We start from the raw sequence: 22,858 nt of genomic DNA on the forward strand, positions 1-22,858 counted from the left end.
CATGCCGATCGATCTGTCCGTCGCACTGGGTGCCGAGCTGGAACCCGTCGAGTTCTCTTGGACCAGTAGCGATGTGCAGCTCTATCAGCTCGGCCTCGGTGCCGGCGCGGACCCGATGGATCCCAAGGAGTTGCGCTACCTGGTGGATCGCACCCCGCAGGTGTTGCCCACGTTCGGCAACGTGGCGGCCAGCTTCCACATGACCGAGCCGCCCGAGGTGAAGTTCCCCGGCATCGACATCGAACTGAGCAAGGTGCTGCATGCCAGCGAGGCGGTCACGGTGCCGGCTCCACTGCCGCCGAGCGGCACCGCACAGTCGGTGCAGCGGTTTACCGAGATCTGGGACAAGGGCAAGGCGGCGGTCATCGTCAGCGAGACGACGGTGACCGATCCCGACGGCAAGCTGCTGTGGACGACCAAGCGGTCGATCTTCGCCCGCGGCGAGGGCGGCTTCGGTGGCGAGCGCGGTCCGTCGACGTCGGTCGCGGCCCCGGATCGTGCGCCGGACTACGAGATCTCGGTTCCGGTTCTTCCTCAGCAGGCACTCCTGTACCGGCTCTGCGGTGACCGCAATCCCCTGCACTCCGACCCCGAATTCGCCGCTGCGGCGGGTTTTCCCAAGCCGATCCTGCACGGGCTGTGCACGTACGGCATGACCTGCAAGGCGCTGGTGGACACGCTTCTGGACGCCGATGTGTCGCAGGTGAAGACCTTTGGCGCGCGGTTCGCCGGGGTCTGCTATCCGGGCGAGACCATCAAGGTCAATGTGTGGAAAGACGACGGCCGCTACGTCGGCGTCGTGACCGCACTGAGCCGTGAAGACGCCGTCGTGCTGAGCGACGTGGAGATCATTCCGGTCTGACGCTCAGCCGGCTGTGGTCGGCGCTCTGTCCAGATTACGAAGTGATGTGATTTGGGCTTCATTTCGCGGATAGGTCGTCCTTTCAGCGGACTCCAAGGTAGGACTTAGGCAAAGCAAACTTTGGTGCTTCCACGAAAGGACCCTCTGTGAAGACTGCTCAGGCCAAGACCGTCGGACTGATCGGCGTTGCACTGCTGGTCGGCACCACCGCCGTCGGCTGCGGTGGAGACGACAAGGAGTCCTCGTCGTCGTCATCGTCCTCGTCCACCTCGGCGGCCGCGACCACCTCGGCCGCTGCCTCGGAGACCACCAGCGCGGCGGCCACGGCCGCACCCGCCGGTGACTACAGCAAACTGCTGCTCAAGGCCTCTGACATCGACCCGAGCTTCACCGCCGGCGAAGCTCAGACCAATCCCAACGGCATCAACGGCATCGTCCAGACGATGACCAACCCCGGCAGGAACGAGACCATCGTCTTCGCGATCGTCGTCAGCGAGGACGCCGCCGGCGCGCTCAAGGCCCTAGAGTCTTCGAAGGCGGAACTGCCCAAGGAAGTCGACGCCGCACCGCAGCCCGCCGATGTCGGCGACGGCGGCAACGGCATCATCGCCACCGGTAAGTCGCCCGACGGCTCGAAGGCGATCACCGAGGTGTACTTCACCCAGGGCAAGGCGCTCGCGAACATCGAATTCTCCAGCGCGCCCAACGATCCGGTGCAGCCGGACACCGCGCTGGCCATCGCGAAGATGCAGGACACCCAGATCAAGAACAACCTGTCGTAAGGCTCTTTCGCCGAGCGTCACACCAGAGTCACGCTGAACGTCGACCGTGACCCTGGAGTGACGCTCGGCGTGCAATGGCGGCCCGCACGCGGTCGATGATGTCAGCCGGCCGGTCGCCCGCGAGCACCCGAACTACGATCCATCCGAGGCGCTCCAGCATCTCGCGTCGGCGACTGTCCCAGGCGTACTGCCAACGGTCGATCCGGTGCTGCTCGCCGTCGTATTCGACTGCCACCATGATGTCGTCCCAGCCCATGTCGAGATACGCGATCTCCTTACCGAACTCGTCACAGATCGGTATCTGGGTTCGGGGGCGCGGCAGGCCCGCATCGATCAGCAGCAACCGCAGCCAAGTCTCCTTCGGCGACTGTGAACCGCCGTCCACGAGCGACAGATTCGTGCGAGCTGCCCGGATGCCGCGACGACCCGAGTACTGATCCGCGAGCAGCAAGACATCCGCTGGGTCGATCGACGTGGCTCGCGCGAGTGCGTCCAGAGATGCCAGCGCGGTGTGTCGTCGATACCAACACGCCAGATCCAGTGCCGTGCGCAACGGTGTGGTGACAGGCATCCCGTTCAAAAGCTGAACTTCGTTGTCTCCGAGCCGATCTCCACGCACGACGATGCCGGGTATGCGATTCCGGTTCTGGTGAAGCAGGTCGACGGGCAGGTCGGCGTCGATCCACTGCGCGCCGTGCAGGGCCGCTGCCGAGCGCCCCGCGATGACGGCCTTGCGGCCCGACCACAACCAACCGGCGCGGGCCAGGTCTTGTGCGGTCGGCTCCGCGGAAGCGGGTACGTAGACGTCCGGGAACAGACGCGTGTAGCGCCGGCGGAGCGCACTCTTGTCGAGGTCGCCGGCCGCGATCGCCTCGCTACCGATAAATGGGTCACTCATGGCGGCAGTGTGCCGCCACCCACCGACAAGCGCGCCGAACGTCACGCTGGCGTGACGTTCGGCGCCCAGCGTGACTCTGGAGTGACGCTCGGCGCAGAGAGCGCCGCCGAAACCTAGCTCAGGATCAGACCCGACGTCGGGACGCCGGTGCCTGCGGTGACGAGCACGTGCTCGACGTTGTCCACCTGGTTCACCGAGGTGCCGCGCAGCTGCCGCACGCCTTCGGCGATGCCGTTCATGCCGTGGATGTAGGCCTCACCGAGCTGACCACCGTGGGTGTTGATCGGCAACCGTCCGCCGATCTCCAACGCACCGTCTTTGACGAAGTCCTTCGCGTCACCTTGCGTGCAGAACCCCAACTCCTCCAACTGAATCAGCGTGAAGGGGGTGAAGTGGTCGTAGAGGATCGCGGTCTGGATGTCGGCCGGCGTCAGACCGGACTGCTCCCACATCTGCCTACCCACGAGACCCATTTCCGGCAGGCCGAGTTCGGGCCGGTAGTAGCTGGTCATCGAATACTGGTTGGGGCTCGAGCCCTGCGCCGCCGCCTCGATGATGGCCGGTCGGTGCTTGAGGTCCTTGGCCCGCTCGGCCGAGACGATCACCAGCGCCACACCACCATCGGTCTCCTGGCAGCAGTCCAGCAGCCGCAGCGGCTCGGCGATCCACCGGGAGTTCTGGTGGTCCTCGATGGTGATCGGCTTCTCGTAGAAGTACGCCTTCGGGTTGTTGGCGGCGTGCCTGCGGTCCGCCACCGACACCGCACCGAAATCGCGGCTCGTCGCACCGGACAGGTGCATGTAGCGCTGCGCGATCATCGCCACCTGGGCAGCCGGCGTCGACAACCCGTGCGGGTAGGAGAACGAGTTGTCCACTCCGGTGGAGTCGGCGTTCTCGACCAGGCGCATCTGCACCTGGCCGAACCGCATCCCGGAGCGTTCGTTGAAAGCCCGGTATGCCACAACGCAATCCGCGACACCGGTGGCCACCGCGATCGCCGCCTGCTGCACGGTCGCACAGGCCGCGCCACCGCCATGGTGGATCTTGGAGAAGAACTTCAGGTCACCGATACCGGTGGCCCGTGCGATCGCGACCTCGGTATTGGAGTCCATCGTGAACGTCGTCATACCGTCGACGTCGGCGGGCGTCAGGCCCGCATCGTCGAGCGCGTCGAGCACCGCCTCCGACGCCAACCGCAACTCGCTGCGACCGGAGTTCTTCGAGAAGTCCGTGGCGCCGATACCGACGATCGCGGCCTTGCCGCTCAGTTCGCCCGGCATCACGCGGCACCGATCGTCAGGGTCGCGTTCGCGATCACGTGGTCGCCAAGACTGTTGCTGCCCACGATCTTCAGCGTGATCAAACCGTCCTCCACTGCGGTGACCTCACCGGTGAACGTCACCGTGTCGTAGGCGTACCAGGGCACACCCAGGCGCAGGCCGATCGACTTGATGACGGCGGTCGGGCCGGCCCAGTCGGTGATGAACCGCTGCACCAGACCGGTGTCGGTGAGGATGTTGACGAAGATGTCCTTGGAACCCTTGGCCTGAGCCTTGTCCCGGTCGTGGTGGACATCCTGATAGTCGCGGGTGGCGATCGCCGTCGAGACGATGAACGTCGGATCGCCGTAGAATTTGAGCTCGGGCAGCTTGGTGCCGACCTCGATGGCAGGCGCGCTCATTCGGCCGGCTCCCATGCGTAGTTGGTCCATGCCGGCCCGACGTCGTTGGCCGGAAAGTCGATATACATTGCGCGGACCGGCATTCCGATCTTCACGGTCGAGGGGTCGACGTTGCGCAGCTCGCCGAGCATCCGCACACCCTCCTCGAGTTCGACGAGGGCGATGACGAACGGCAGGGTGCGGCCGGGCACCTTCGGCGCGTGGTGCACCACGAAGCTGAAGACGGTGCCCTTGCCGCTGGCAACGACGTAGTCGGTCTCCTGCTCCTTGTCGAGCCACAGCGCAGGCACCGGCGGATGGACCAGCGTGCCGTCGTCGCGTTTCTGGATGCGCAGTTCGTGCGCGTTGACGCCGTCCCAGAAGAACTTGGTGTCCCTTGACGACGCCGGGCGCATGGCCGAGTCCGCATCGAGATCGTCCGGGACCGACGACGGGGTCGCCTCCGCCTTGTCGGCCGGAATGAACTTCATGATGCGCCACATCATTTCGGCGACATCCTCGTCACCGACCGACCAGGTGATGGTCTGGGTGATGAAGAACGCCTCGCCCAGCGCGGTCTGCTTGGGGCCGACGACGTCGGTCAGCTCCGCGGCGACGCTCACCTCTTCACCGGGCCGCAGGTAGCGGTGGTAGGTCTGCTCGCAGTTGGTCGCGACCACACCGATATAGCCTGCGTCGTCGAACAATTCGATGATCTTGCCGAGCGGGTCGTCATCGGGGCGAACGCCACCGAGACCCATCATCGTCCACACCTGGATCATCGCCGGCGGTGCGACGAGCCCAGGATGCCCAGCCGCCTTGGCGGCGGCCTCGTCGACGTAGATCGGGTTCTTGTCACCGATCGCGTCGAGCCAGTGGTCGATCATCGGCTGGTTCACCGGATGCCGGCCTACCCGCGGCTTGCTCTTGCCTTCGGCCTTGACCCGCTCAGCGGCCGCCTTGATGTCGTCGACTGCGCTCACCGCGGAACCCTCGGCACCTTCAGACCAGCAGCCGCGATCATCTCTCGCATCACCTCGTTCACTCCGCCACCGAACGTGATCACCAGATTGCGCTTGGTCTGACTGTCCAGCCAGTCCAGCAGCTCCGCGGTGTCCGGATCAGCCGGATTGCCGTGCGTACCAACGATTTCCTCGGCCAGCCGGCCCGCATACTGGATGCGCTCGGTACCGAAGACCTTGGTGGCTGCCGCGTCCGCGACGTCGATGTCCTCCCCCGACGCCGCGACCTGCCAGTTGAGCAGCTCGTTGATGCGCCACATGGCCTTGAGCTCGCCCAGCGAACGCTTCACGTCCGGGTGATCGAGTGGGGTGTCGCCGTTGCTGCCGGGCTTGGATGCCCACTCGTGCACCTTGTCGTAGAGCGCCGCGAACCGTCCGGCCGGTCCGAGCATGACCCGCTCGTTGTTGAGCTGGGTGGTGATCAGCCGCCAGCCGCCGTTCTCCTCACCGACGAGCATGTCGGCGGGCACGCGCACGTCGTTGTAGTACGTGGCGTTGGTGTGGTGGGCGCCGTCGGACAGGATCACCGGCGTCCAGGAGTAGCCCGGATCCTTGGTGTCGACGATGAGGATCGAAATACCCTTGTGCTTCACGGCTTCCGGATCGGTGCGGCAGGCCAGCCAGACGTAGTCGGCGTCGTGCCCGCCGGTGGTCCACATCTTCTGCCCGTTGACGATGTATTCGTCGCCCTGCTTGACCGCCGACGTCCGCAGCGAGGCCAGGTCGGTACCCGCCTCGGGCTCGCTGTAACCGATGGCGAAGTGCACTTCACCAGCCAGGATCGCGGGCAGGAACTTCTTCTTCTGCGCCTCGGTTCCGTACTGCTGCAGCGTGGGTCCGACGGTCTGCAGCGTCACCGCGGGCAGCGGCACGTCAGCACGCTGCGCCTCGTTGACGAAGATCGACTGTTCGATCGGGCCGTAGCCCAGACCGCCGTACTCCTTGGGCCAGCCGACACCGAGTTTGTTGTCGGAACCCATTCGCTTGATGATCGCCCGGTAGGCCTCGTTGTGCCGGTCGGACTCCATCGCCTGAGCTTCCTCAGGCGAGATCAGATTCGAAAAGTATTCCCGCAGTTCAGCTTGCAGCTGCTTCTGCTCGGGAGTCAGCTCGATGAACATTTACGCTCCCACCAGTTCGAGGCGGTGTGCCTTGCCACCCAAGAACCGAGTCAGGTCCTTGATCGAGGAGTAGTAGCGGTGCATCGGATAGGTGATGTCCATACCCATCCCACCGTGCAGATGGTGACACAGTTGCATGGCCGGCGGGGCCTGCGATGTCACCCAATAACCAAGGACGTCAAGATCTTCGGTTGCATCCCGCCCTTCGGACAGCAACCAGGCAGCCGACGTGGCCGCCAATGTGATTGTCCGCGAGGCAATGTAGATCTCGGCGAGCTGCGCGGCGACGGTCTGAAAGGTCGACAACGGCTTGCCGAACTGGTGCCGGTTGGCGACGTAGTCCGCGGTGAGCCGCAGCGCGCCGGCCACCAGCCCGGCTGCGTAAGCACCGACCGCCGCCACCACCAGCTGGTTGATCCGTCGCACGGAATCGTTGCCGCCCAACACATCCGCATCAGGGACCGGGGTGTCGGCGAAGGTGACGACATACTCGTCGGAGTGATTCGACGTGGGCGTCTTGGTCAACGAAACGCCGTCGGCCTTGGGCGACACCACGACCACACCGCTGTCGGTGCTGACGACGAGCCACTCGGCCTGCTCCGCATACGGGACGCCGACCTTGGTGCCGTTCAGCTTTCCGCCGGCCAGCCGCGTCGCGGGCCGTTCGGGCAGCGAATGCCCCGGCTCGTTGAGGGCCGCGGTCAGCACCGCACCCTTGGCCACACCGGCCAGGTAGCGATCCTGCTGCTCATCGGAAGCCAAGTCCAGCAGCGGAAGCAGACCCAGACCCAGCGTCGCGAACGCGGGACTGACATTGCCGAATCTGCCGATCTGGGTGAGCGCCGCGGTGATCTCGGCCAGCCCGAGACCGTCACCACCGAGCCGCTCCGGGACGCCGAACGCCACGATGCCGCCGGAGACCAACGCGTCCCAGGTGTTGTCCCGCTCGAGTGCGGACGTCACCACATCGGTGACAGCCTGCTGCCCTTCGTCCGGACTGAAGTCCACGAAGAATCCTCCTTGATTCCGACTGCGAAATGCTTAAGCCGAGGCTCCGGTGTAGTCGACCTGCCAGTGCTTGATGGCGTTGAGCCACCCCGAACGTAGCCGCTGCGGCGTGCCGGCCGAGGTGAGATCGGGCATGTGGTCAGCAACCGCGTTGAAGATCAGGTTGATCGTCATCTTGGCCAGGTTGGCGCCGACGCAGTAGTGCACGCCGGTGCCGCCGAAGCCCACGTGCGGGTTCGGGTTGCGCAGGATGTTGAACGTGTAGGGATCCTCGAAGACGTCTTCGTCGAAGTTGGCCGAGCGGTAGAACATCACCACTCGCTGATCCTTCTTGATCTGCACGCCACCGAGCTCGACGTCCTCGCCCGCGGTGCGCTGGAACGCGGTGACCGGGGTGGCCCACCGGACGATCTCGTCGGCCGCGGTCTCCGGGCGCTCCTTCTTGTACAGCTCCCACTGGTCGGGGTTGTTGGCGAAGGCGATCATGCCGTGGGTGATCGAGTTGCGGGTGGTCTCGTTGCCGGCCACCGCCAGCATCATCACGAAGAAGCCGAACTCGTCATCGGAGAGCTTTTCGCCATCGATGTCGGCGTTGATCAGCGCGGTGACGATGTCGTTGCCGGGGTTCTTACCCTTCACCTCGGCCATGTGCATGGCGTAGGCGAGCACCTCCATCGACGACTGCTTGGGGTCGACGTCGAACTCCTCGTCACTGTTACCGGTCATCTCGTTCGACCAGCGGAACAGCTTGTCGCGATCCTCCTGGGGCACACCCAGCAAATCGGCGATCGCCTGCAACGGCAGTTCGCACGCCACCTGCTCGACGAAGTCACCGCTGCCGTGGGCGGCGGCCTCCTTGGCGATGATCTGGGCGCGCCGATTGAGTTCGTCGCGCAACGCCCCGATGGCCCGCGGGGTGAACCCCTTGGAGATGATCCGGCGCAACCGGTCGTGGTATTCGCCGTCCATGTTGAGCATGACGACCTTCTGCAGGTCGATGTCCTCACGCGCCATCTCGTCCGGGAACTGCGGAATCGCGGTGTTGGGCGAGCTGAGGAAGACGTCGTTGCGGCGCGAGACCTCTTTGACGTCCTTGTGCTTGGTGACGACCCAGTAGCCGCCGTCGTTGAAACCGCCCTTGCCGATAGCCTGTTCACACCACCAAATCGGCGCGACCTTGCGCAGCTCGGCGAGCTCCTCGACCGGCAGCCGCTCGACACAGAGGTCGGGATCCAGGAAGTCGAAGCCGGACGGGATGTTGGGGGTTGGCATGCTCATGCGCTCCTCAATATGACGTGTTCTAGTGCCAGTAAAACATGCCTTCACCGCAGACAAAAGGCGCAAAAGCATCCTCGCTTGTCAGAGTAATGAAACGTGTTCTAGCCTGACCCCATGGGTAATCCTGTCATCGTCGAAGCCACCCGCAGCCCCATCGGAAAGCGCGGCGGCTGGCTGTCCGGTCTGCATGCGACCGAATTGTTGGGGGCCGTCCAGAAGGCCGTGATCGAGAAGGCCGGCATCGACGCCAACGAGGTCGAGCAGGCCATCGGCGGTTGCGTCACCCAGTACGGTGAGCAGTCCAACAACATCACCCGCGTCGCCTGGCTGACCGCCGGCCTGCCCGAGCAGATCGGTGCGACCACCGTCGACTGCCAGTGCGGCAGCGCCCAGCAGGCCAACCATCTGATCGCCGGCCTGATCGCCACCGGCGCCATCGACGTCGGCATTGCCTGCGGTATCGAGGCAATGAGCCGCGTCGGCCTCGGCGCCAACGCCGGCCCGGACCGCTCGCTGATCCGCGCGGCGTCGTGGGACATCGACATGCCCGACCAGTTCACCGCCGCCGAGCGAATCGCCAAGCGCCGCGGTATCACCCGCGAGGACCTCGACCATCTGGGCTTCCTGTCTCAGCAACGAGCCAAGCGGGCCTGGGACGAGCACCGCTTCGACCGCGAGATCTCCCCGATCGAGGCGCCGGTGCTCGACGAGAACAAGCGGCCCACCGAAGAGCGGCACATGGTCACCCGCGACCAGGGCCTGCGCGACACCACGATGGAGGCCCTGGCCGGCCTCAAGCCGGTGATGGAAGGTGCCATGCACACTGCGGGCACCTCGTCGCAGATTTCCGACGGCGCCGCGGCGGTGCTGTGGATGGACGAAGACAAGGCGCGCGCGCTGGGTCTGAAGCCGCGGGCGCGGATCATCAGCCAGGCTCTCGTCGGCGCCGAGCCTTACTACCACCTCGACGGCCCGGTGCAGTCCACTGCGCGGGTGCTGGAGAAGGCCGGTATGAAGCTGGGTGACATCGACCTGGTGGAGATCAACGAGGCGTTCGCGTCGGTCGTGTTGAGCTGGGCGCAGGTCCACGAGGCCGATATGGACAAGGTGAACGTCAACGGCGGTGCGATCGCGCTGGGCCACCCGGTCGGCAGCACCGGCAGCCGGTTGATCACCACCGCGCTGCACGAGCTGGAGCGCACCGATCAGAGCACGGCCCTGATCACGATGTGTGCCGGCGGCGCGCTGTCGACCGGCACCATCATCGAGCGGATCTAGTGACCGCTCCGGTATCCGACGAGGAACGGATCGCGGCGGCGCGGGCGTATATCGAGGCCCTCGCCAGTCACAAGGCTGACGACGTGCCGTTCGCGCCGGGCTGCACCCGCATCGAGTTCGGAGTCAAGACCGGATTCTCCGGAGATCAACTGCGCCGCAGCCTCAATCGCGGCCCGCAGTACCTCGTCATCAAGTCGGTCAGCGAGCCGGAGTTCACCGTCAACGGCGATGAGGTGCACGCCCGATTCGAACTCCTCACCAAACCGACGCTCGCCGGACGACGAGTCGCCGCACGTATCGACGAGACGTTCCTGATCCCCGCCGCTGATGGCAAGATCCATCACATTCGGGCGATCGTCCGCCCGTTCATCACGAGCTAGCGAGGAGTTCTTCTTGCCCAAGCCCCACCCCAAGGGCCTCGACACACCGACGACGAAGTTCATCATCAAGTGGATGTCCAAAGGGCAGACCGCGCTGTACAAGGCGAGCAAGGGAAAGATCGGCGGCAGTTTCCTCGAGGGCGCGCCGGTGGCGCTGCTGACGACGATCGGGCGCAAGAGCGGTGAGCCACGGGTGGCGCCGCTGCTGTTCCTCCGCGAGGGCAATCGCATCGTGCTGGTGGCGTCCCAGTGCGGCAGCGACAAGCACCCGCTGTGGTACCTCAACCTCAAGGCGAACCCGAAGGTGAAGGTCCAGATCAAGGACGAGGTGCTCGAGCTGACGGCGCGCGATGCCACCGAGGCCGAGCGTGCCGAGTACTGGCCGAAGATGACCGCCTTCTACAGCGGCTTCGAGGATTACAAGTCCTGGACCGACCGCGTCATCCCCATCGTGATTTGCGATCCGTAAAGCTGGGCAATTCATTGGCGTGAGCCAAGAGTCCCACCCCATCCGCAATTCGAGCCTGCTGGCGAAAGCCATGAAGTACTTCGCCCGCGCCCACATCGCGGTGTATCGCCGCACCAACGGGAAGGTGGGCTCGAAGCTGCTGTGGTTTCCCGCCGCGCTGCTGACGACCACGGGCCGCAAGTCGGGTCAACCCCGCACCACTGCCACGCTCTATCTGCAGGACGGCGAACGCGTCGTACTGCCCGCGTCCTACGGCGGCCGCGACTCCAATCCCGCGTGGTATCTGAACCTGAAGGACGACCCAAAGGTGCGGGTTCAGGTGCGCGATAAGGTCCGGGACATGACCGCGCGGGACGCCACCGACGACGAGCGCCGGGTCTACTGGCGTCAGCTGACGCGAATCTACCCGCCGTACAAGGGATATCAGGACGCCGCGGATCGGCGTATCCCGCTGGTGGTGTGCGAACCGCTGTAACGCACTCCCTCGCCGAGCGTCACCCCAGCGTCGCGCTCGGCGTCGAACGTCACGCTGCAGTGACGTTCGAGGCTGAGACCCTAGGCTCCGAAGACCGGCAGCGGCGTGCGCGACTTCGCGATCAGGTCGCTGACCACCGGGCCGAGTTCGGCGGGATCCCAGCGGGCACCCTTGTCGATGGTCCCGCCGCGGTTCCAGCCCTCGGCCACCCGGATGATGCCGCCCTCGACCTCGAACACCCGACCGGTGACGTCCTTCGACTCCACGCTGCCGAGCCAGACCACCAACGGCGAGACGTTCTCCGGGGCCATCGCGTCGAAATCGTTGTCCTGCGTGGCCATCATGTCGGCGAACACCGTCTCGGTCATCCGGGTGCGGGCCGACGGCGCGATCGCATTGACGGTGACGCCGAAGCGGCCCATCTCGGCGGCCGCTACCAGCGTCAGCGTGGCGATACCTGCCTTTGCGGCACTGTAGGTCGCCTGTCCGACGCTGCCTTGCAGGCCGGCGCCCGAGCTGGTGTTGATGATGCGGGCGTCAACGGCGTTGCCGGCCTTGGACTGTGCGCGCCAGTAGGCACCGGCGTGCTTCATGGTGGCGAAGTGTCCCTTGAGGTGCACGGCGGTGACGGCGTCGAACTCGTCCTCGGTGGCGTTGACGAACATCCGATCCCGCACGATGCCGGCGTTGTTCACCAGCACGTCGAGTCCGCCGAAGTTGTCGACCGCCGTCTGGATCAGCGCCTCGGCCTGCGCCCAGTCGGCGACGTTGGAGCCGTTGGCGACGGCTTCTCCACCGGCAGCGACGATTTCGTCGACGACGCCCTGCGCTGCGCTGCCGCCACCGGCCGGCGAGCCGTCGAGGCCCACGCCGATGTCGTTGACCACGACGCGCGCACCTTCAGCGGCGAACGCCAGCGCGTGCGCGCGTCCGATGCCGCCGCCAGCACCGGTGACGATGACCACCCGTCCGTCGAGCAACCCCATTGTTGTGTCTCCTTATTTGATGTCGGCAGTGGTGGTCGACAGGTAGTGCGGCGGTTCCCCGCCGCCGTGTACCTCCAGTGACGCACCACTGATATAGGACGCCGCCGGTGAGGCGAGAAATGCTGTGGCCCAACCGATATCCTCGGGTTTGGCCAACCTGCCCAACGGCACGTTTCTGGAGATCGCCGCGATCGAATCGGCGTCACCGTAGAAGAGTTCGGATTGCTCGGTTTCCACCATCCCGACGACGACGGAGTTGACGCGGACCTTCGGGGCCCACTCCACCGCGAGGGTGGTCGTCATGCTCTCCATGCCGGCCTTGGCCGCCCCGTAGGCGACGGTGCCGGGGGTTGGCCGCCTGCCACTCACGCTGGTGATGTTGATGATCGACCCGCCGGAGTCCTGGTTCTGCATCACCGCGTTCGCATGCTGCGAAACCGAGAGCGCACCAAGCAGATTGAGCTCGACAATCTTGGTGCTGAACTTCGCCGACGCCTCGGCCGCGAGCACATAGGGTGAGCCGCCCGCGTTGTTGACGACGACATCGAGCCGGCCGTGGTCGGCGACGATCCCGTCGATAAGTGCCTTGACGGCCTCGTCGTCACGGATGTCGCAGGCGCGGAATTCGTACGGCGATCCCTCGACGGGACGGCGCGCGCAGGTGATGACGGTGGCGCCCTGGCCGGCGAAAACGGCGCTGATCCCGGCGCCGACGCCACGCACGCCGCCGGTCACGAGGACTATTCGGCCGCTCAATTGCAGGTTGATACCGCTGTCAGCCGCTTCGGTCACTGTGCTAGCGTACCAAGCAAGTGCTTGCTTAGGTATTCACCCCGTCAGGAAGTGGCCCAGGTATCCCGATGACCATCACCACCAGCACCGTCGAACCGGGCATCGTCGCCGTCACGGTGAACTATCCGCCCGTCAACGCGATCCCCTCCCGCGGTTGGTTCGAGCTTGCCGACGCGATCACCGCCGCGGGCCGTGACATGTCGACCCACGTGGTGATCCTGCGTGCCGAGGGCCGCGGGTTCAACGCCGGCGTCGACATCAAGGAGATGCAGAACACCGAGGGCTTCACCGCGCTGATCGACGCCAACCGCGGTTGCTTCGCCGCGTTCAAGGCCGTCTATGAATGCGAGGTGCCGGTGGTCGCGGCGGTCAACGGCTTCTGCGTTGGCGGCGGTATCGGCCTGGTCGGCAACGCCGACGTGATCGTCGCCTCCGACGATGCGAAGTTCGGGCTGCCCGAGGTGGAGCGCGGAGCGCTTGGCGCCGCCACCCACCTGTCCCGGCTGGTGCCCCAGCACCTGATGCGCCGGTTGTTCTTCACCGCCGCAACCGTGAGTGCCGACACGCTGCACCACTTCGGGTCTGTGCACGAGGTGGTGCCGCGCACCGATCTCGACGAGGCCGCGCTGCGCGTCGCCCGCGACATCGCGTCCAAGGACACCCGGGTGATCCGCGCCGCCAAGGAGGCGCTGAATTTCATCGACGTCCAACCGGTCAACGCGAGGTACCGGATGGAGCAGGGCTTCACGTTCGAGCTCAACCTGGCCGGCGTGTCCGATGAGCACCGCGATGCGTTCGCGGGTACGGATAAGGGGTCGTCGAAATGAGCGATAAGAGAACGACTCTCGAGGAAGCGGTCTCGGTCGTCGAGAGCGGTATGACGATCGGCATCGGCGGCTGGGGTTCTCGGCGCAAGCCGATGGCGTTCATCCGGGCGCTGCTGCGCACCGAGGTCACCGATCTGACCGTGGTCACCTACGGCGGTCCCGACCTCGGTCTGCTGTGCTCGGCGGGCAAGGTCAAGCGCGTCTACTACGGCTTCGTGTCGTTGGACTCCCCACCGTTCTACGACCCGTGGTTCGCCAAGGCTCGCACGACGGGTGCGATCGAGTCGCGCGAGATGGACGAGGGCATGCTGCGCTGCGGCCTGCAGGCCGCGGCTCAACGCTTGCCGTTCCTGCCGATTCGCGCGGGGCTGGGCAGCGATGTCCGGGCGTTCTGGGGCGACGAGCTCAAGACCGTGAAGTCCCCCTATCCGACCGGCGATGGTTACGAGGAACTCGTCGCGATGCCGGCGCTCAATCTCGACGTCGCGCTGGTGCACCTGAACCTCGGTGACGCACAAGGCAATGCGGCCTACACCGGCATCGACCCGTACTTCGACGACCTGTTCCTGATGTCGGCGCAGAAGCGGCTGATGTCGGTCGAGAAGGTGGTATCGACCGAAGAGCTCGTGAAATCGGTTCCCCCGCAGGCTCTACTGGTCAACCGGATGATGGTCGACAAGGTCGTCGAGGCACCGAACGGTGCCCACTTCACCACGGCCGAGCCCGATTACCGTCGCGACGAGAAGTTCCAGCGGCACTACGCCGAGGCCGCCGGGTCCGACGAGACCTGGACCGAGTTCGTCAAGACCTACCTGTCCGGCAGCGAGGCGGATTACCAAGCCGCGGTGCGCAAGTTCAAGGAAGACTTGGAGGCCTCGAAGTGATCTCCGCAACCCGCGCCGAGGTGTGTGCCGTCGCCTGCGCCGAATTGTTCCGCGACGCAGGCGAAATCATGGTCAGCCCGATGGCCAACATGGTGTCCATCGGCGCCCGGTTGGCCCGCCTCACCTTCTCCCCCGACATCCTGCTGACCGACGGCGAGGCCCGCATCCTCGCCGACACCCCGGCCATGGGCGCCACCGGCGCAATCGAGGGCTGGATGCCGTTCGGCCGCGTCTTCGAGACCCTCGCCTGGGGCCGTCGCCATGTGGTCATGGGCGCCAACCAGATCGACCGCTACGGCAACCAGAACCTGTCGGCCTTCGGCCCGCTGCAGCATCCGACCCGCCAGATGTTCGGCGTGCGCGGCGCACCGGGCAACACCATCAACCACGCCACGAGTTACTGGGTCGGCAACCACTCCAAGCGGGTCTTCGGTGATTCCGTCGACATCGTCTCCGGAATCGGTTGGGACAAGGTTGATCCGGACAACCCGGCGTACCGCTTCGTCAACGTCTACCGGGTGGTGACCAACCTCGGCGTGTTCGACTTCAACGGACCCGATCACCAGATGCGGGCGGTGTCGCTGCATCCCGGTGTGTCCGCTGAAGACGTCGCCGAGAACACCTCCTTCGAGGTGCACGGCCTCGGCGAGGCCGAGACCAGCCGCCTGCCCTCCGGTGAGGAGCAGAAGTTGCTGCAGGAGGTTATCGATCCGAAGTCGTTGCGGGACAGAGAAGTCAAGTAATGGCCGCACACCTGAAGACCCCGCTGACGGAGCTGATCGGCATCGAGCATCCCGTCGTGCAGACCGGCATGGGCTGGGTCGCCGGTGCGCGACTGGTGTCGGCCACGTCCAATGCCGGCGGCCTGGGCATCCTGGCCTCGGCGACGATGACGATCGACGAACTGGCGACTGCCATCCGCAAGGTGAAGGCCACGACGGACAAGCCGTTCGGGGTGAACATCCGCGCCGACGGCGCCGATGCCCCCGATCGGGTCGACCTGATGATCCGTGAGGGCGTCAAGGTGGCGTCGTTCGCGCTGGCACCCAAACAGGAGCTGATCGCGAAGCTCAAAGAGGCCGGCTCCGTGGTGATTCCGTCGGTAGGCGCGGCCAAGCACGCTCGCAAGGTGGCGAGTTGGGGCGCCGACGCCGTGATCGTGCAGGGCGGCGAGGGCGGCGGACACACCGGCCCGGTCGCCACCACGCTGCTACTGCCGTCGGTGCTCGATGCGGTGGACATCCCGGTGATCGCCGCCGGTGGCTTCTTCGACGGCCGCGGCTTGGCTGCGGCACTGTCCTATGGCGCGGCAGGCGTGGCGATGGGAACCCGGTTCCTGCTGACGTCGGACTCGACCGTGCCCGAGGAGATCAAGCAGCGCTACCTCAACGCCGCCCTGGACGGCACCGTGGTGTCCACCCGGGTCGACGGCATGCCGCACCGCGTTCTGCGTACCGAGCTGGTCGAGAAGCTCGAAAGCGGCTCCCCGGTACGCGGCTTCGCCGCCGCGGTGCGGAACGCGGCGAAGTTCAAGAAGATGTCGCAGATGACGTGGGCGGGCATGATCCGCGACGGCCTGGCGATGCGTCACGGCAAGGACCTCACCTGGTCGCAGGTGCTGATGGCGGCCAATACCCCGATGCTGTTGAAGGCCGGACTCGTCGAGGGCAATACCGAGGCGGGCGTGCTGGCCTCCGGGCAGGTCGCGGGGATCATCGAGACCCTGCCGTCCTGCGCGGAGCTGATCGACACGATCGTGGCCGACGCCGTCAAGCACCTTCAGGCCGCCAGCGCATTCATCAATTAAAGCTATTCACTTCATTTCGCCAGAATGAAGCTATACTCTTCCTATGGCTGAAGTGAAGGCTAACGCTTCATCGCCGCGTGCCGCCCTGATTGGCGATGTCGTCGATTCGCGGCACGCTCCCGACCGCGCTGAGCTGCACCGACGTATCAATCAAATACTGGCGGACACTCCGCTGGCGTTTACGGTCGGCGATGAGTTCCAGGGCAGTTTTCCGACGGTCGGAGCCGCGATCGACGCCGCGCTGGCGGTGCGCCTGGCATCAGAGCCGGACATCGATATCCGCTTCGGCATCGGGTGGGGCGAGATGACCGTGCTCGATACCGAAACCGGTATTCAGGACGGCCCCGGCTGGTGGTCGGCGCGCGAAGCCATCGAATGGACGGCGGCCGCGCAGCAGCAGCCGGCACTGGCAACGGTGCGCACCGCCTATCGCCGTCACGGCGACGCCGGACCCGACCCCGACGCCGTGAACGCCGCGCTGTTATGTCGGGACCACCTGCTTGGATCGATAGACGCCCGATCCCTGCGGCTGCTGCGGGGATTACTCGACAACAAGACGAAGAAGGAACTGGCGGCCATGGAAGGCATCAGCGCGTCGGCGGTGTCCCAGCGGACCGCGCGCGACGGACTGGATCTGCTGGTCCTCGCGTCCGAACGGCTGCGAGACGTTCGATGAGCGGGGTCGCGGTGTTCCTGATCGCCGTCGGGTGCGCCGACATCGTGCGTAGGCTGACGCACCGTCAATGGCCGGCCGTCGTCGCCGGCCCGGTGGTCTCGGTGATCGCCGCCGCGCTGTGCGGCCTCCTGCATCTCGGCGACCTGCTTCTGGTCGGCATCGCCGCGGTCGGGGCGGTCGCGTGGGAACTGTCATGCACCCGAGCGGAACGGGCGGGAGGCCGGTGGCAGGTCACGCCCCTGGTGTTGTTCGGCGCCGTGCTGGCAGTGCTGATCGTGCTGTCCGGGCTGGGCTCGTCCGTGGCCGGCCCGGTCAAGGCCTGGGCCGAGTGGGCGCCGGTGAGCGCGGCCGATCCGAACCGAATTGTGTTGACAGCAGGCGTGATTCTGCTGCAACTCGTCACCGGGAACCAACTGGTTCGGCTGCTGCTCGGTTCCGTGGGGTCGGTCAAACCGGCCGGTGAACCGCAGCCGTCCGACCGGCTCAAGGGTGGCCGGCTGCTCGGACCGATGGAGCGCCTACTCATCCTCGGGCTCAGCCTGGCTGGGCAGCTGGCCGCCGCAACAGCTGTGGTCGCGGCGAAAAGCGTGATCCGTTTCCCGGAGATCAATGCCCAAAAGGCCCGGGAGAACGGCGGTATCGGCATCGACGACGTCACCGAATACTTCCTGGTGGGCAGTTTCGCGAGCTGGATCGTCGCGCTCGGCGGGCTCGCGCTGACGGCGGCGGGCTAGCTTTGGAGATTTGCCGTCGCGGGACGGCGTCGGCGTCATACGTTTGCACCATGAAGATGAATGCCGCGATCCTGTGGGAGTACGGGCAGGACTGGAGCGTCGAGGAAGTCGAGCTCGATCCGCCGAAGGACGGCGAGGTCCTCGTCTCGTTCGAAGCCACCGGGCTGTGCCATTCCGATCACCACATCCGCGACGGTGACCTGGTCGCTCCCATTCCGCTGATCGGCGGGCACGAGGGCGCGGGCATCGTGCAGGAGGTCGGGCCGGGTGTCCGCGACCTGAAGGTCGGCGACCACATTGTCGCCGCGTTCCTGCCCGCTTGTGGACGCTGCCGCTGGTGCGCGACCGGCAAGTCGAACCTGTGCGACATGGGTGCGGAGATCCTCACCGGTCTGCAGCCGGACGGTACGTTCCGCAGGCATGCCCGCGGCCAAGACATCTTCGCCGCAATCGGTTTGGGCACCTTCGCCCCTTACGGCACGGTGCCCGAGGCGTCGCTGGTGAAGATTGACGACGACATCCCGCTGACCCGGGCCTGCCTGCTCGGTTGCGGGGTCACGACGGGCTGGGGTTCGGCGGTCAACACCGCCGACGTGCGCCCTGGTGACACCGTGGTGGTGATCGGCTGCGGCGGTATCGGCAGCGGCGCGATCCAGGGTGCGCGGCTGGCCGGCGCGGAGAAGATCGTCGTGATCGACATCGTGGAAAGCAAGCGGGACAAAGCTTTTCTGTTCGGGGCGACCCATTTCGCGACGTCGATCGCGGAAGGCACCGAGCTGGTGCGGGAGCTCACCAAGGGTGTGATGGCGGACTCGGCGCTGCTGACCGTCGGGCTGGTCAAGGGCGAGATGATCAACGACGCGCTGGAACTTGTCAGCAAGGGTGGCACCGTGGTGCTCACCGCGTTGGCGGCGATGACGGACGTGACGCCGGTACTGCCGATGACGATGTTCACGCTCTTCCAGAAGCGACTACTCGGCAGCCTCTACGGGCAGGCCAACCCACGCGCCGACATCCCGAAGCTGCTCAGCCTCTACCGCGAGGGCAAGCTCTTGCTCGACGAAACGGTGACCCACGAATACAAGCTGGGTGAGATCAACAACGCCTACGACGACATGCTCGCCGGCCGCAACATCCGCGGAGTCGTCCTCCACGACCACTGATGCGGCCGGCGGCGAAAGTCGTTACAGGCGTTCGATGATCGTGACGTTGGCGGTGCCGCCGCCTTCGCACATCGTCTGCAGCCCGTAGCGGCCGCCACGGCGCTCGAGCTCGTTGAGCATGGTGGCGAACAGCTTGGCACCGGTGGCGCCGAGCGGGTGACCCAGCGCGATCGCGCCGCCGTTGGGGTTGACCTTTTCCGGGTCGGCCTTGGTCTCCTTGAGCCAGGCCATCACCACCGGCGCGAACGCTTCGTTGATCTCGACGACGTCGATGTCGTCGATGGTCAGGCCGGCCTTGTCCAGTGCGTACTTCGTCGCCGGGATCGGGCCGGTCAGCATGAACACCGGGTCGGCGCCGCGGGCGCTGATGTGGTGGATGCGGGCTCGCGGGGTCAGCTTGTGGTCCTTGACCGCTTGCTCGCTGGCGAGCAGCACCGCGCTCGCACCGTCGGAGATCTGACTGGCCATCGCGGCGGTCAGCCGGCCGCCCTCGCGCAGCGTCTTCAGGGTGGCCAGCTTCTCCAGGGTCGACTCACGCGGCCCCTCGTCCGTGCGGAAGTCACCGACCGGGATGATCTCGTTCTCGAAGTTCCCGTGACGAATGGCGGCGAACGCCTTGTCGTGACTTCCCTTGGAGAACTCCTCCATCTCCTCACGGGACAGGCCCCACTTCTCGGCGATCATCTCGGCACCGCGGAACTGAGACACCTCTTGGTCGCCGTAGCGGTGCAGCCAGTTCTCCGACTCATTCGTCGGCGAGGTGAAGCCGAACTGCTCGGCGACGGTCATCGCCGACGAGATCGGGATGCGGCTCATGTTCTGCATGCCGGCGGCCAGGATCAGGTCGGCGGTACCGGACATGATGGCCTGTGCGCCAAAGGAAATCGCCTGCTGGCTCGACCCGCACTGGCGATCGACAGTGACGCCCGGCACCTCTTCGGGGAAGCCGGCGGCCAGCCAGGTGTTGCGGGCGATGTTGCCTGCCTGCGGCCCGATGGTGTCCAGGCAGCCGGCCACCACATCGTCGACGGCGCCCGGGTCAACGTCGACCCGGTCGAAGATGCCGCGGTAAGCCGCCACTCCTAGGTCGATGGGGTGGACGTGGGCCAGCGATCCGTTTCGCTTGCCGACCGCGGTGCGTACGGCGTCGATGACGTATGCCTGTGATGCGGGGGCCATGTCAATCTCCTTACTTTGCGGCGGCTATTCCGCCGAGGACGATGGAAAGGTATTGGCGGCCTACATCTTCGGCCGTCAGCGGGCCACCAGGCTGATACCAGCGTACGGACACCCACGTCGTATCCCGGATGAAGCGGTACACCACGTCAACGTCGATATCGGGCCGGAAGTAGCCCTGCTTGACACCTTCGTTGAGCAGGTCGAGCCACATCTGACGCTGCTCTTTGTTGCGGGTCTCGACGAAGTCGAACTGCGGCAGCGAGGTCAGCCGCTTGGCTTCATCCTGGTAGATCACCACCTGGGCGTGCCGGTCCTCGATGGCCTCGAACGACAACATGAACAGACCCTTGAGCCGCTCCAGGGGATTCGGTTCGGTGGTGATGACCTGCTGGTAGCGATCGAACAGCCAGTCCAGGAAGTCACGCAGGACCTCCTCGACCATCTGCTCCTTGCTTTTGAAGTGGTGGTAGAGGCTGCCGGACAGAATGCCCGCCGAGTCGGCGATGTCGCGCACGGTGGTCGCACGTAGGCCGCGCTCGGCGAACATCGTCGCGGCGAGCACCAAGAGCTCGTCGCGACGACTGACCGGCTGCTCTGTCACGCTCGTTGGCTCGAAACCGAAATGACTTCGCCGGTAAGGTAACTCGAGTAGTCGCTGGCCAGGAAGGCGATGGTGGCGGCCACCTCCCACGGCTCGGCGGCGCGGCCGAAGGCTTCGCCTTCCGAGAGCCGGTCCAGAAGATCGGCCGAACTGGTCTTCTCCAGGAACTTGTGCCGGGCGATGCTCGGCGAGACGGCGTTGATGCGCACCCCGTACTCGACGGCTTCGATGGCGCTGCATCGGGTCAGTGCCATCACGCCGGCCTTGGCGGCGGCATAGTGCGACTGCGAATGTTGTGCCCGCCACCCGAGGACGCTGGCGTTGTTGACGATGACGCCGCCGTGGCCGGCGTCGCGGAAGTACCGCAGCGCCGCGCGGGTCGCCCGCATCGTCGACGTCAACGTCACGTTGAGCACCCGGTCCCACTCGTCGTCGGTCATGTCGATGACCGGAGTCGTGCCGCCGAGCCCGGCGTTGTTCACCAGGACGTCGAGGCGGCCGAGCCGCGCGGTGGTGGAGGCGATCAGCGCGTCGACCTGAGCGGTGGACGTGACGTCGCACACCACGGCTTCGACCCTGCCGAGGCCCAATTCGGTCAACTGGTCCCGGGTTTCGTTCAGTCGGCGTTCGTGGTGATCGGAGACGACGACGTCGGCCCCTTCGAGCAGCGCGCGCCGCGCCGTCGACGATCCGATGCCGGTGCCGGCCGCCGCGGTCACGACGACGACCTTGCCGGTCAGCAGGCCGTGGCCCTCGATTTCGGTAGGCACGTCCGACAGTGGCGCCACTAGCCCTTCACCTCTCGAGGAAGGCCGAGCACCCGCTCGGCGATGATGTTGCGTTGGATCTCGTTGGACCCGCCGTAGATTGTGTCAGCCCGCGAGAACAGGAACAGCCGCTGCCACTCGTCGAATTCCCCGTCGGCCAGCAGCAGCCCGGAGCGGCCCTTGATGTCCATGGCCAGCTCGCCGAGATCGCGATGCCAGTTCGCCCACAACAGCTTTGACACATTGTCTTGACCCGGCTGCTCGACGTCCATGGTCGCCAGCGCGTAGGACCGCATGGTCTGCAGCCCGGCCCAGGACCGGGCGAGCCGCTCCCGGATCAGCGGATCATCGATCGCGCCGGTGGTCTTGGCCAGCTCGGCGATACCGGAAAGCTCACGCGCATAACGGATCTGCTGACCCAGCGTGGACACTCCGCGCTCGAAGGTCAGCAATCCCATCGCCACCCGCCAGCCGTCACCCGGCTCGCCGACCACCAGGTCGGCATTGGTGCGCGCGTCGGTGAAGAACACCTCGTTGAATTCCGAGTCACCGGTCAGCTGGATGATCGGGCGGATCTCGACCCCGGGCTGGTCCAGCGGCACCAGCAGGAACGACAGGCCGGCATGGCGCTTGGAGCCCTTCTCGGTGCGCGCCACGACAAAGCACCACTGCGCCCAGTGGGCCAGCGACGTCCAGACCTTTTGACCGTTGATCACCCACTCGTCCCCGTCGAGGACGGCAGCGGTCGAGACGTTGGCGAGGTCGCTGCCGGCACCCGGCTCCGAGTAGCCCTGCGACCACAACTCGGTGACGTCGAGGATCTTCGGCAGGAACCGCTGCTGTTGTTCGGGGGTGCCGAACGCGATCAGCGTCGGCCCGAGAAGTTCTTCACCGAAGTGGTTGACTTTGTCGGGCGCGTCGGCCTTCGCGTACTCCTCATAGAAGGCCACCCGGTGGGCCACCGACAAGCCGCGGCCGCCGTGCTCGACCGGCCAGCCCAGGCAGGTCAGGCCCGCGGCGGCAAGATGCCGATTCCAGGCCAGCCGCTCCTCGAAGGCCTCATGCTCGCGACCCGGGCCGCCGAGACCCTTGAGCGCGGCGTAGTCACCGACGAGATTGTCGGCCAGCCACTCACGGACCTCCGCCCGAAACTCCTCGACCGTGATCACCCTTGTAGGCTAACCTACCAAGCACTTGCTTTGTTAGCCC

The 22,858-nt window shown here is 65.8% G+C and carries 26 protein-coding genes; 13 read left to right on the forward strand and 13 right to left on the reverse strand.

What is annotated here, in order from left to right:
• Position 1: 1 nt before the first annotated feature.
• Complete coding sequence (locus tag K0O64_RS25870) at positions 2-862, forward strand: enoyl-CoA hydratase ChsH3 (protein ID WP_071948990.1); 861 nt, start codon at positions 2-4, stop codon at positions 860-862.
• Between the two features lie 146 nt (positions 863-1,008).
• A complete protein-coding gene (locus tag K0O64_RS25875) occupies positions 1,009-1,644 on the forward strand; it encodes a hypothetical protein (RefSeq protein ID WP_164520145.1) in 636 nt (211 codons plus the stop codon).
• Positions 1,645-1,672: 28 nt separating this feature from the next.
• Here K0O64_RS25875 and K0O64_RS25880 read toward each other — a convergent pair whose 3' ends face one another.
• The 7 genes from K0O64_RS25880 to K0O64_RS25910 all read right to left on the reverse strand — a co-directional run bounded on the left by K0O64_RS25880 (position 1,673) and on the right by K0O64_RS25910 (position 8,625).
• Entirely contained in the window at positions 1,673-2,542 is an 870-nt protein-coding gene (locus K0O64_RS25880; protein ID WP_096313028.1) for a type IV toxin-antitoxin system AbiEi family antitoxin, read from the reverse strand.
• A gap of 113 nt (positions 2,543-2,655) precedes the next feature.
• Positions 2,656-3,822 (reverse strand): 17-hydroxy-3-oxo-4-pregnene-20-carboxyl-CoA lyase, encoded by a 1,167-nt coding sequence (gene ltp2 / locus K0O64_RS25885; protein WP_071948987.1) that lies wholly within the window; start codon positions 3,820-3,822, stop codon positions 2,656-2,658.
• Positions 3,822-4,223 (reverse strand): MaoC family dehydratase, encoded by a 402-nt coding sequence (locus tag K0O64_RS25890; protein WP_071950280.1) that lies wholly within the window; start codon positions 4,221-4,223, stop codon positions 3,822-3,824. Before K0O64_RS25890 ends, ltp2 begins: the two co-directional genes overlap by 1 nt.
• The gene (locus tag K0O64_RS25895) at positions 4,220-5,185 is read right to left on the reverse strand and encodes a bifunctional MaoC family dehydratase N-terminal/OB-fold nucleic acid binding domain-containing protein (protein ID WP_071948986.1); all 966 of its coding nucleotides are present in this window, start codon (positions 5,183-5,185) and stop codon (positions 4,220-4,222) included. Before K0O64_RS25895 ends, K0O64_RS25890 begins: the two co-directional genes overlap by 4 nt.
• On the reverse strand, positions 5,182-6,345 hold the full coding sequence (gene fadE29 / locus K0O64_RS25900) for an acyl-CoA dehydrogenase FadE29 (RefSeq protein ID WP_071948985.1): 1,164 nt from the start codon (positions 6,343-6,345) through the stop codon (positions 5,182-5,184). The genes K0O64_RS25895 and fadE29 overlap by 4 nt, the downstream gene beginning before the upstream one ends.
• Entirely contained in the window at positions 6,346-7,353 is a 1,008-nt protein-coding gene (locus K0O64_RS25905) for an acyl-CoA dehydrogenase family protein (RefSeq protein WP_071948984.1), read from the reverse strand.
• 33 nt (positions 7,354-7,386) lie between these two features.
• Positions 7,387-8,625 (reverse strand): cytochrome P450, encoded by a 1,239-nt coding sequence (locus K0O64_RS25910; RefSeq protein WP_071950279.1) that lies wholly within the window; start codon positions 8,623-8,625, stop codon positions 7,387-7,389.
• Positions 8,626-8,745: 120 nt separating this feature from the next.
• Between K0O64_RS25910 and K0O64_RS25915 the strand changes: the two genes are divergently transcribed.
• The 4 genes from K0O64_RS25915 to K0O64_RS25930 all read left to right on the forward strand — a co-directional run bounded on the left by K0O64_RS25915 (position 8,746) and on the right by K0O64_RS25930 (position 11,233).
• Positions 8,746-9,909 carry a steroid 3-ketoacyl-CoA thiolase gene (locus K0O64_RS25915; protein WP_071948983.1) on the forward strand — a complete coding sequence of 388 codons (1,164 nt, stop codon included), beginning with the start codon at positions 8,746-8,748 and terminating at the stop codon, positions 9,907-9,909.
• Positions 9,909-10,289: a DUF8021 domain-containing protein gene (locus K0O64_RS25920; protein WP_071948982.1), complete on the forward strand. Its 381-nt coding sequence runs from the start codon at positions 9,909-9,911 to the stop codon at positions 10,287-10,289. Before K0O64_RS25915 ends, K0O64_RS25920 begins: the two co-directional genes overlap by 1 nt.
• Positions 10,290-10,302: 13 nt before the next feature.
• On the forward strand, positions 10,303-10,758 hold the full coding sequence (locus K0O64_RS25925) for a nitroreductase family deazaflavin-dependent oxidoreductase (RefSeq protein ID WP_220045828.1): 456 nt from the start codon (positions 10,303-10,305) through the stop codon (positions 10,756-10,758).
• 70 nt (positions 10,759-10,828) lie between these two features.
• Positions 10,829-11,233: a nitroreductase family deazaflavin-dependent oxidoreductase gene (locus tag K0O64_RS25930; protein WP_071950278.1), complete on the forward strand. Its 405-nt coding sequence runs from the start codon at positions 10,829-10,831 to the stop codon at positions 11,231-11,233.
• 80 nt (positions 11,234-11,313) lie between these two features.
• Here the strand turns inward: K0O64_RS25930 and K0O64_RS25935 are convergent, their stop codons facing one another.
• Positions 11,314-12,219, reverse strand: a complete 906-nt coding sequence (locus K0O64_RS25935) for an SDR family oxidoreductase (RefSeq protein WP_071948980.1) — start codon at positions 12,217-12,219, stop codon at positions 11,314-11,316.
• Between the two features lie 12 nt (positions 12,220-12,231).
• Positions 12,232-13,011 (reverse strand): SDR family oxidoreductase, encoded by a 780-nt coding sequence (locus K0O64_RS25940; RefSeq protein WP_071948979.1) that lies wholly within the window; start codon positions 13,009-13,011, stop codon positions 12,232-12,234.
• A gap of 68 nt (positions 13,012-13,079) precedes the next feature.
• Between K0O64_RS25940 and echA20 the strand changes: the two genes are divergently transcribed.
• Genes echA20 through K0O64_RS25975 form a run of 7 tightly spaced genes read left to right on the forward strand, consistent with a single transcriptional unit; the run spans position 13,080 to position 19,102 of the window.
• Positions 13,080-13,838 carry a (7aS)-7a-methyl-1,5-dioxo-2,3,5,6,7,7a-hexahydro-1H-indene-carboxyl-CoA hydrolase gene (echA20, locus tag K0O64_RS25945; protein WP_071948978.1) on the forward strand — a complete coding sequence of 253 codons (759 nt, stop codon included), beginning with the start codon at positions 13,080-13,082 and terminating at the stop codon, positions 13,836-13,838.
• Positions 13,835-14,722 carry a cholesterol ring-cleaving hydrolase subunit IpdA gene (gene ipdA / locus K0O64_RS25950; RefSeq protein WP_071948977.1) on the forward strand — a complete coding sequence of 296 codons (888 nt, stop codon included), beginning with the start codon at positions 13,835-13,837 and terminating at the stop codon, positions 14,720-14,722. Before echA20 ends, ipdA begins: the two co-directional genes overlap by 4 nt.
• Positions 14,719-15,465: a cholesterol ring-cleaving hydrolase subunit IpdB gene (gene ipdB, locus K0O64_RS25955; RefSeq protein WP_071948976.1), complete on the forward strand. Its 747-nt coding sequence runs from the start codon at positions 14,719-14,721 to the stop codon at positions 15,463-15,465. Before ipdA ends, ipdB begins: the two co-directional genes overlap by 4 nt.
• Positions 15,465-16,529: a (3aS,4S,5R,7aS)-5-hydroxy-7a-methyl-1-oxo-octahydro-1H-indene-4-carboxyl-CoA dehydrogenase gene (gene ipdC / locus K0O64_RS25960; protein WP_071948975.1), complete on the forward strand. Its 1,065-nt coding sequence runs from the start codon at positions 15,465-15,467 to the stop codon at positions 16,527-16,529. The genes ipdB and ipdC overlap by 1 nt, the downstream gene beginning before the upstream one ends.
• 43 nt (positions 16,530-16,572) lie before the next feature.
• A complete protein-coding gene (locus tag K0O64_RS25965; RefSeq protein WP_071948974.1) occupies positions 16,573-17,205 on the forward strand; it encodes a SatD family protein in 633 nt (210 codons plus the stop codon).
• Positions 17,202-17,939, forward strand: a complete 738-nt coding sequence (locus K0O64_RS25970; protein WP_071948973.1) for a hypothetical protein — start codon at positions 17,202-17,204, stop codon at positions 17,937-17,939. Before K0O64_RS25965 ends, K0O64_RS25970 begins: the two co-directional genes overlap by 4 nt.
• Positions 17,940-17,989: 50 nt before the next feature.
• Positions 17,990-19,102 carry an NDMA-dependent alcohol dehydrogenase gene (locus tag K0O64_RS25975; RefSeq protein WP_071948972.1) on the forward strand — a complete coding sequence of 371 codons (1,113 nt, stop codon included), beginning with the start codon at positions 17,990-17,992 and terminating at the stop codon, positions 19,100-19,102.
• 21 nt (positions 19,103-19,123) lie between these two features.
• On the opposite strand, the gene fadA6 is transcribed toward K0O64_RS25975, so the two are convergent.
• From fadA6 to ipdE1, 4 genes are read right to left on the reverse strand one after another with little or no spacing between them, the layout of a single operon-like run.
• Entirely contained in the window at positions 19,124-20,281 is a 1,158-nt protein-coding gene (gene fadA6 / locus K0O64_RS25980; RefSeq protein WP_071948971.1) for a steroid 3-ketoacyl-CoA thiolase FadA6, read from the reverse strand.
• Positions 20,282-20,291: 10 nt separating this feature from the next.
• Positions 20,292-20,882 carry a TetR family transcriptional regulator KstR2 gene (kstR2, locus tag K0O64_RS25985; protein ID WP_071948970.1) on the reverse strand — a complete coding sequence of 197 codons (591 nt, stop codon included), beginning with the start codon at positions 20,880-20,882 and terminating at the stop codon, positions 20,292-20,294.
• On the reverse strand, positions 20,879-21,661 hold the full coding sequence (ipdF, locus tag K0O64_RS25990; RefSeq protein WP_174714211.1) for a (5R,7aS)-5-hydroxy-7a-methyl-1-oxo-2,3,5,6,7,7a-hexahydro-1H-indene-carboxyl-CoA reductase: 783 nt from the start codon (positions 21,659-21,661) through the stop codon (positions 20,879-20,881). The genes kstR2 and ipdF overlap by 4 nt, the downstream gene beginning before the upstream one ends.
• Positions 21,662-21,669: 8 nt before the next feature.
• Entirely contained in the window at positions 21,670-22,818 is a 1,149-nt protein-coding gene (gene ipdE1, locus K0O64_RS25995; protein WP_071948968.1) for an acyl-CoA dehydrogenase IpdE1, read from the reverse strand.
• Positions 22,819-22,858: the final 40 nt, after the last annotated feature.

The organism is Mycolicibacterium pallens, assembly GCF_019456675.1.
Classification (GTDB): domain Bacteria; phylum Actinomycetota; class Actinomycetes; order Mycobacteriales; family Mycobacteriaceae; genus Mycobacterium; species Mycobacterium crocinum.

Excerpts from the sequence above, each read along its gene's own strand:
- K0O64_RS25965 (WP_071948974.1), top strand. The coding sequence starts at position 16,573 with ATGGCTGAAGTGAAGGCTAACGCTTCATCGCCGCGTGCCGCCCTGATT.
- K0O64_RS25935 (WP_071948980.1), bottom strand. The coding sequence starts at position 12,219 with ATGGGGTTGCTCGACGGACGGGTGGTCATCGTCACCGGTGCTGGCGGC.
- K0O64_RS25915 (WP_071948983.1), top strand. The coding sequence starts at position 8,746 with ATGGGTAATCCTGTCATCGTCGAAGCCACCCGCAGCCCCATCGGAAAG.
- ltp2 (WP_071948987.1), bottom strand. The coding sequence starts at position 3,822 with ATGCCGGGCGAACTGAGCGGCAAGGCCGCGATCGTCGGTATCGGCGCC.
- ipdA (WP_071948977.1), top strand. The coding sequence starts at position 13,835 with ATGAGCGATAAGAGAACGACTCTCGAGGAAGCGGTCTCGGTCGTCGAG.
- K0O64_RS25930 (WP_071950278.1), top strand. The coding sequence starts at position 10,829 with ATGAAGTACTTCGCCCGCGCCCACATCGCGGTGTATCGCCGCACCAAC.
- echA20 (WP_071948978.1), top strand. The coding sequence starts at position 13,080 with ATGACCATCACCACCAGCACCGTCGAACCGGGCATCGTCGCCGTCACG.
- K0O64_RS25870 (WP_071948990.1), top strand. The coding sequence starts at position 2 with ATGCCGATCGATCTGTCCGTCGCACTGGGTGCCGAGCTGGAACCCGTC.
- K0O64_RS25880 (WP_096313028.1), bottom strand. The coding sequence starts at position 2,542 with ATGAGTGACCCATTTATCGGTAGCGAGGCGATCGCGGCCGGCGACCTC.
- fadA6 (WP_071948971.1), bottom strand. The coding sequence starts at position 20,281 with ATGGCCCCCGCATCACAGGCATACGTCATCGACGCCGTACGCACCGCG.
- K0O64_RS25890 (WP_071950280.1), bottom strand. The coding sequence starts at position 4,223 with ATGAGCGCGCCTGCCATCGAGGTCGGCACCAAGCTGCCCGAGCTCAAA.
- ipdC (WP_071948975.1), top strand. The coding sequence starts at position 15,465 with ATGGCCGCACACCTGAAGACCCCGCTGACGGAGCTGATCGGCATCGAG.
- fadE29 (WP_071948985.1), bottom strand. The coding sequence starts at position 6,345 with ATGTTCATCGAGCTGACTCCCGAGCAGAAGCAGCTGCAAGCTGAACTG.
- K0O64_RS25970 (WP_071948973.1), top strand. The coding sequence starts at position 17,202 with ATGAGCGGGGTCGCGGTGTTCCTGATCGCCGTCGGGTGCGCCGACATC.
- K0O64_RS25975 (WP_071948972.1), top strand. The coding sequence starts at position 17,990 with ATGAAGATGAATGCCGCGATCCTGTGGGAGTACGGGCAGGACTGGAGC.
- K0O64_RS25910 (WP_071950279.1), bottom strand. The coding sequence starts at position 8,625 with ATGCCAACCCCCAACATCCCGTCCGGCTTCGACTTCCTGGATCCCGAC.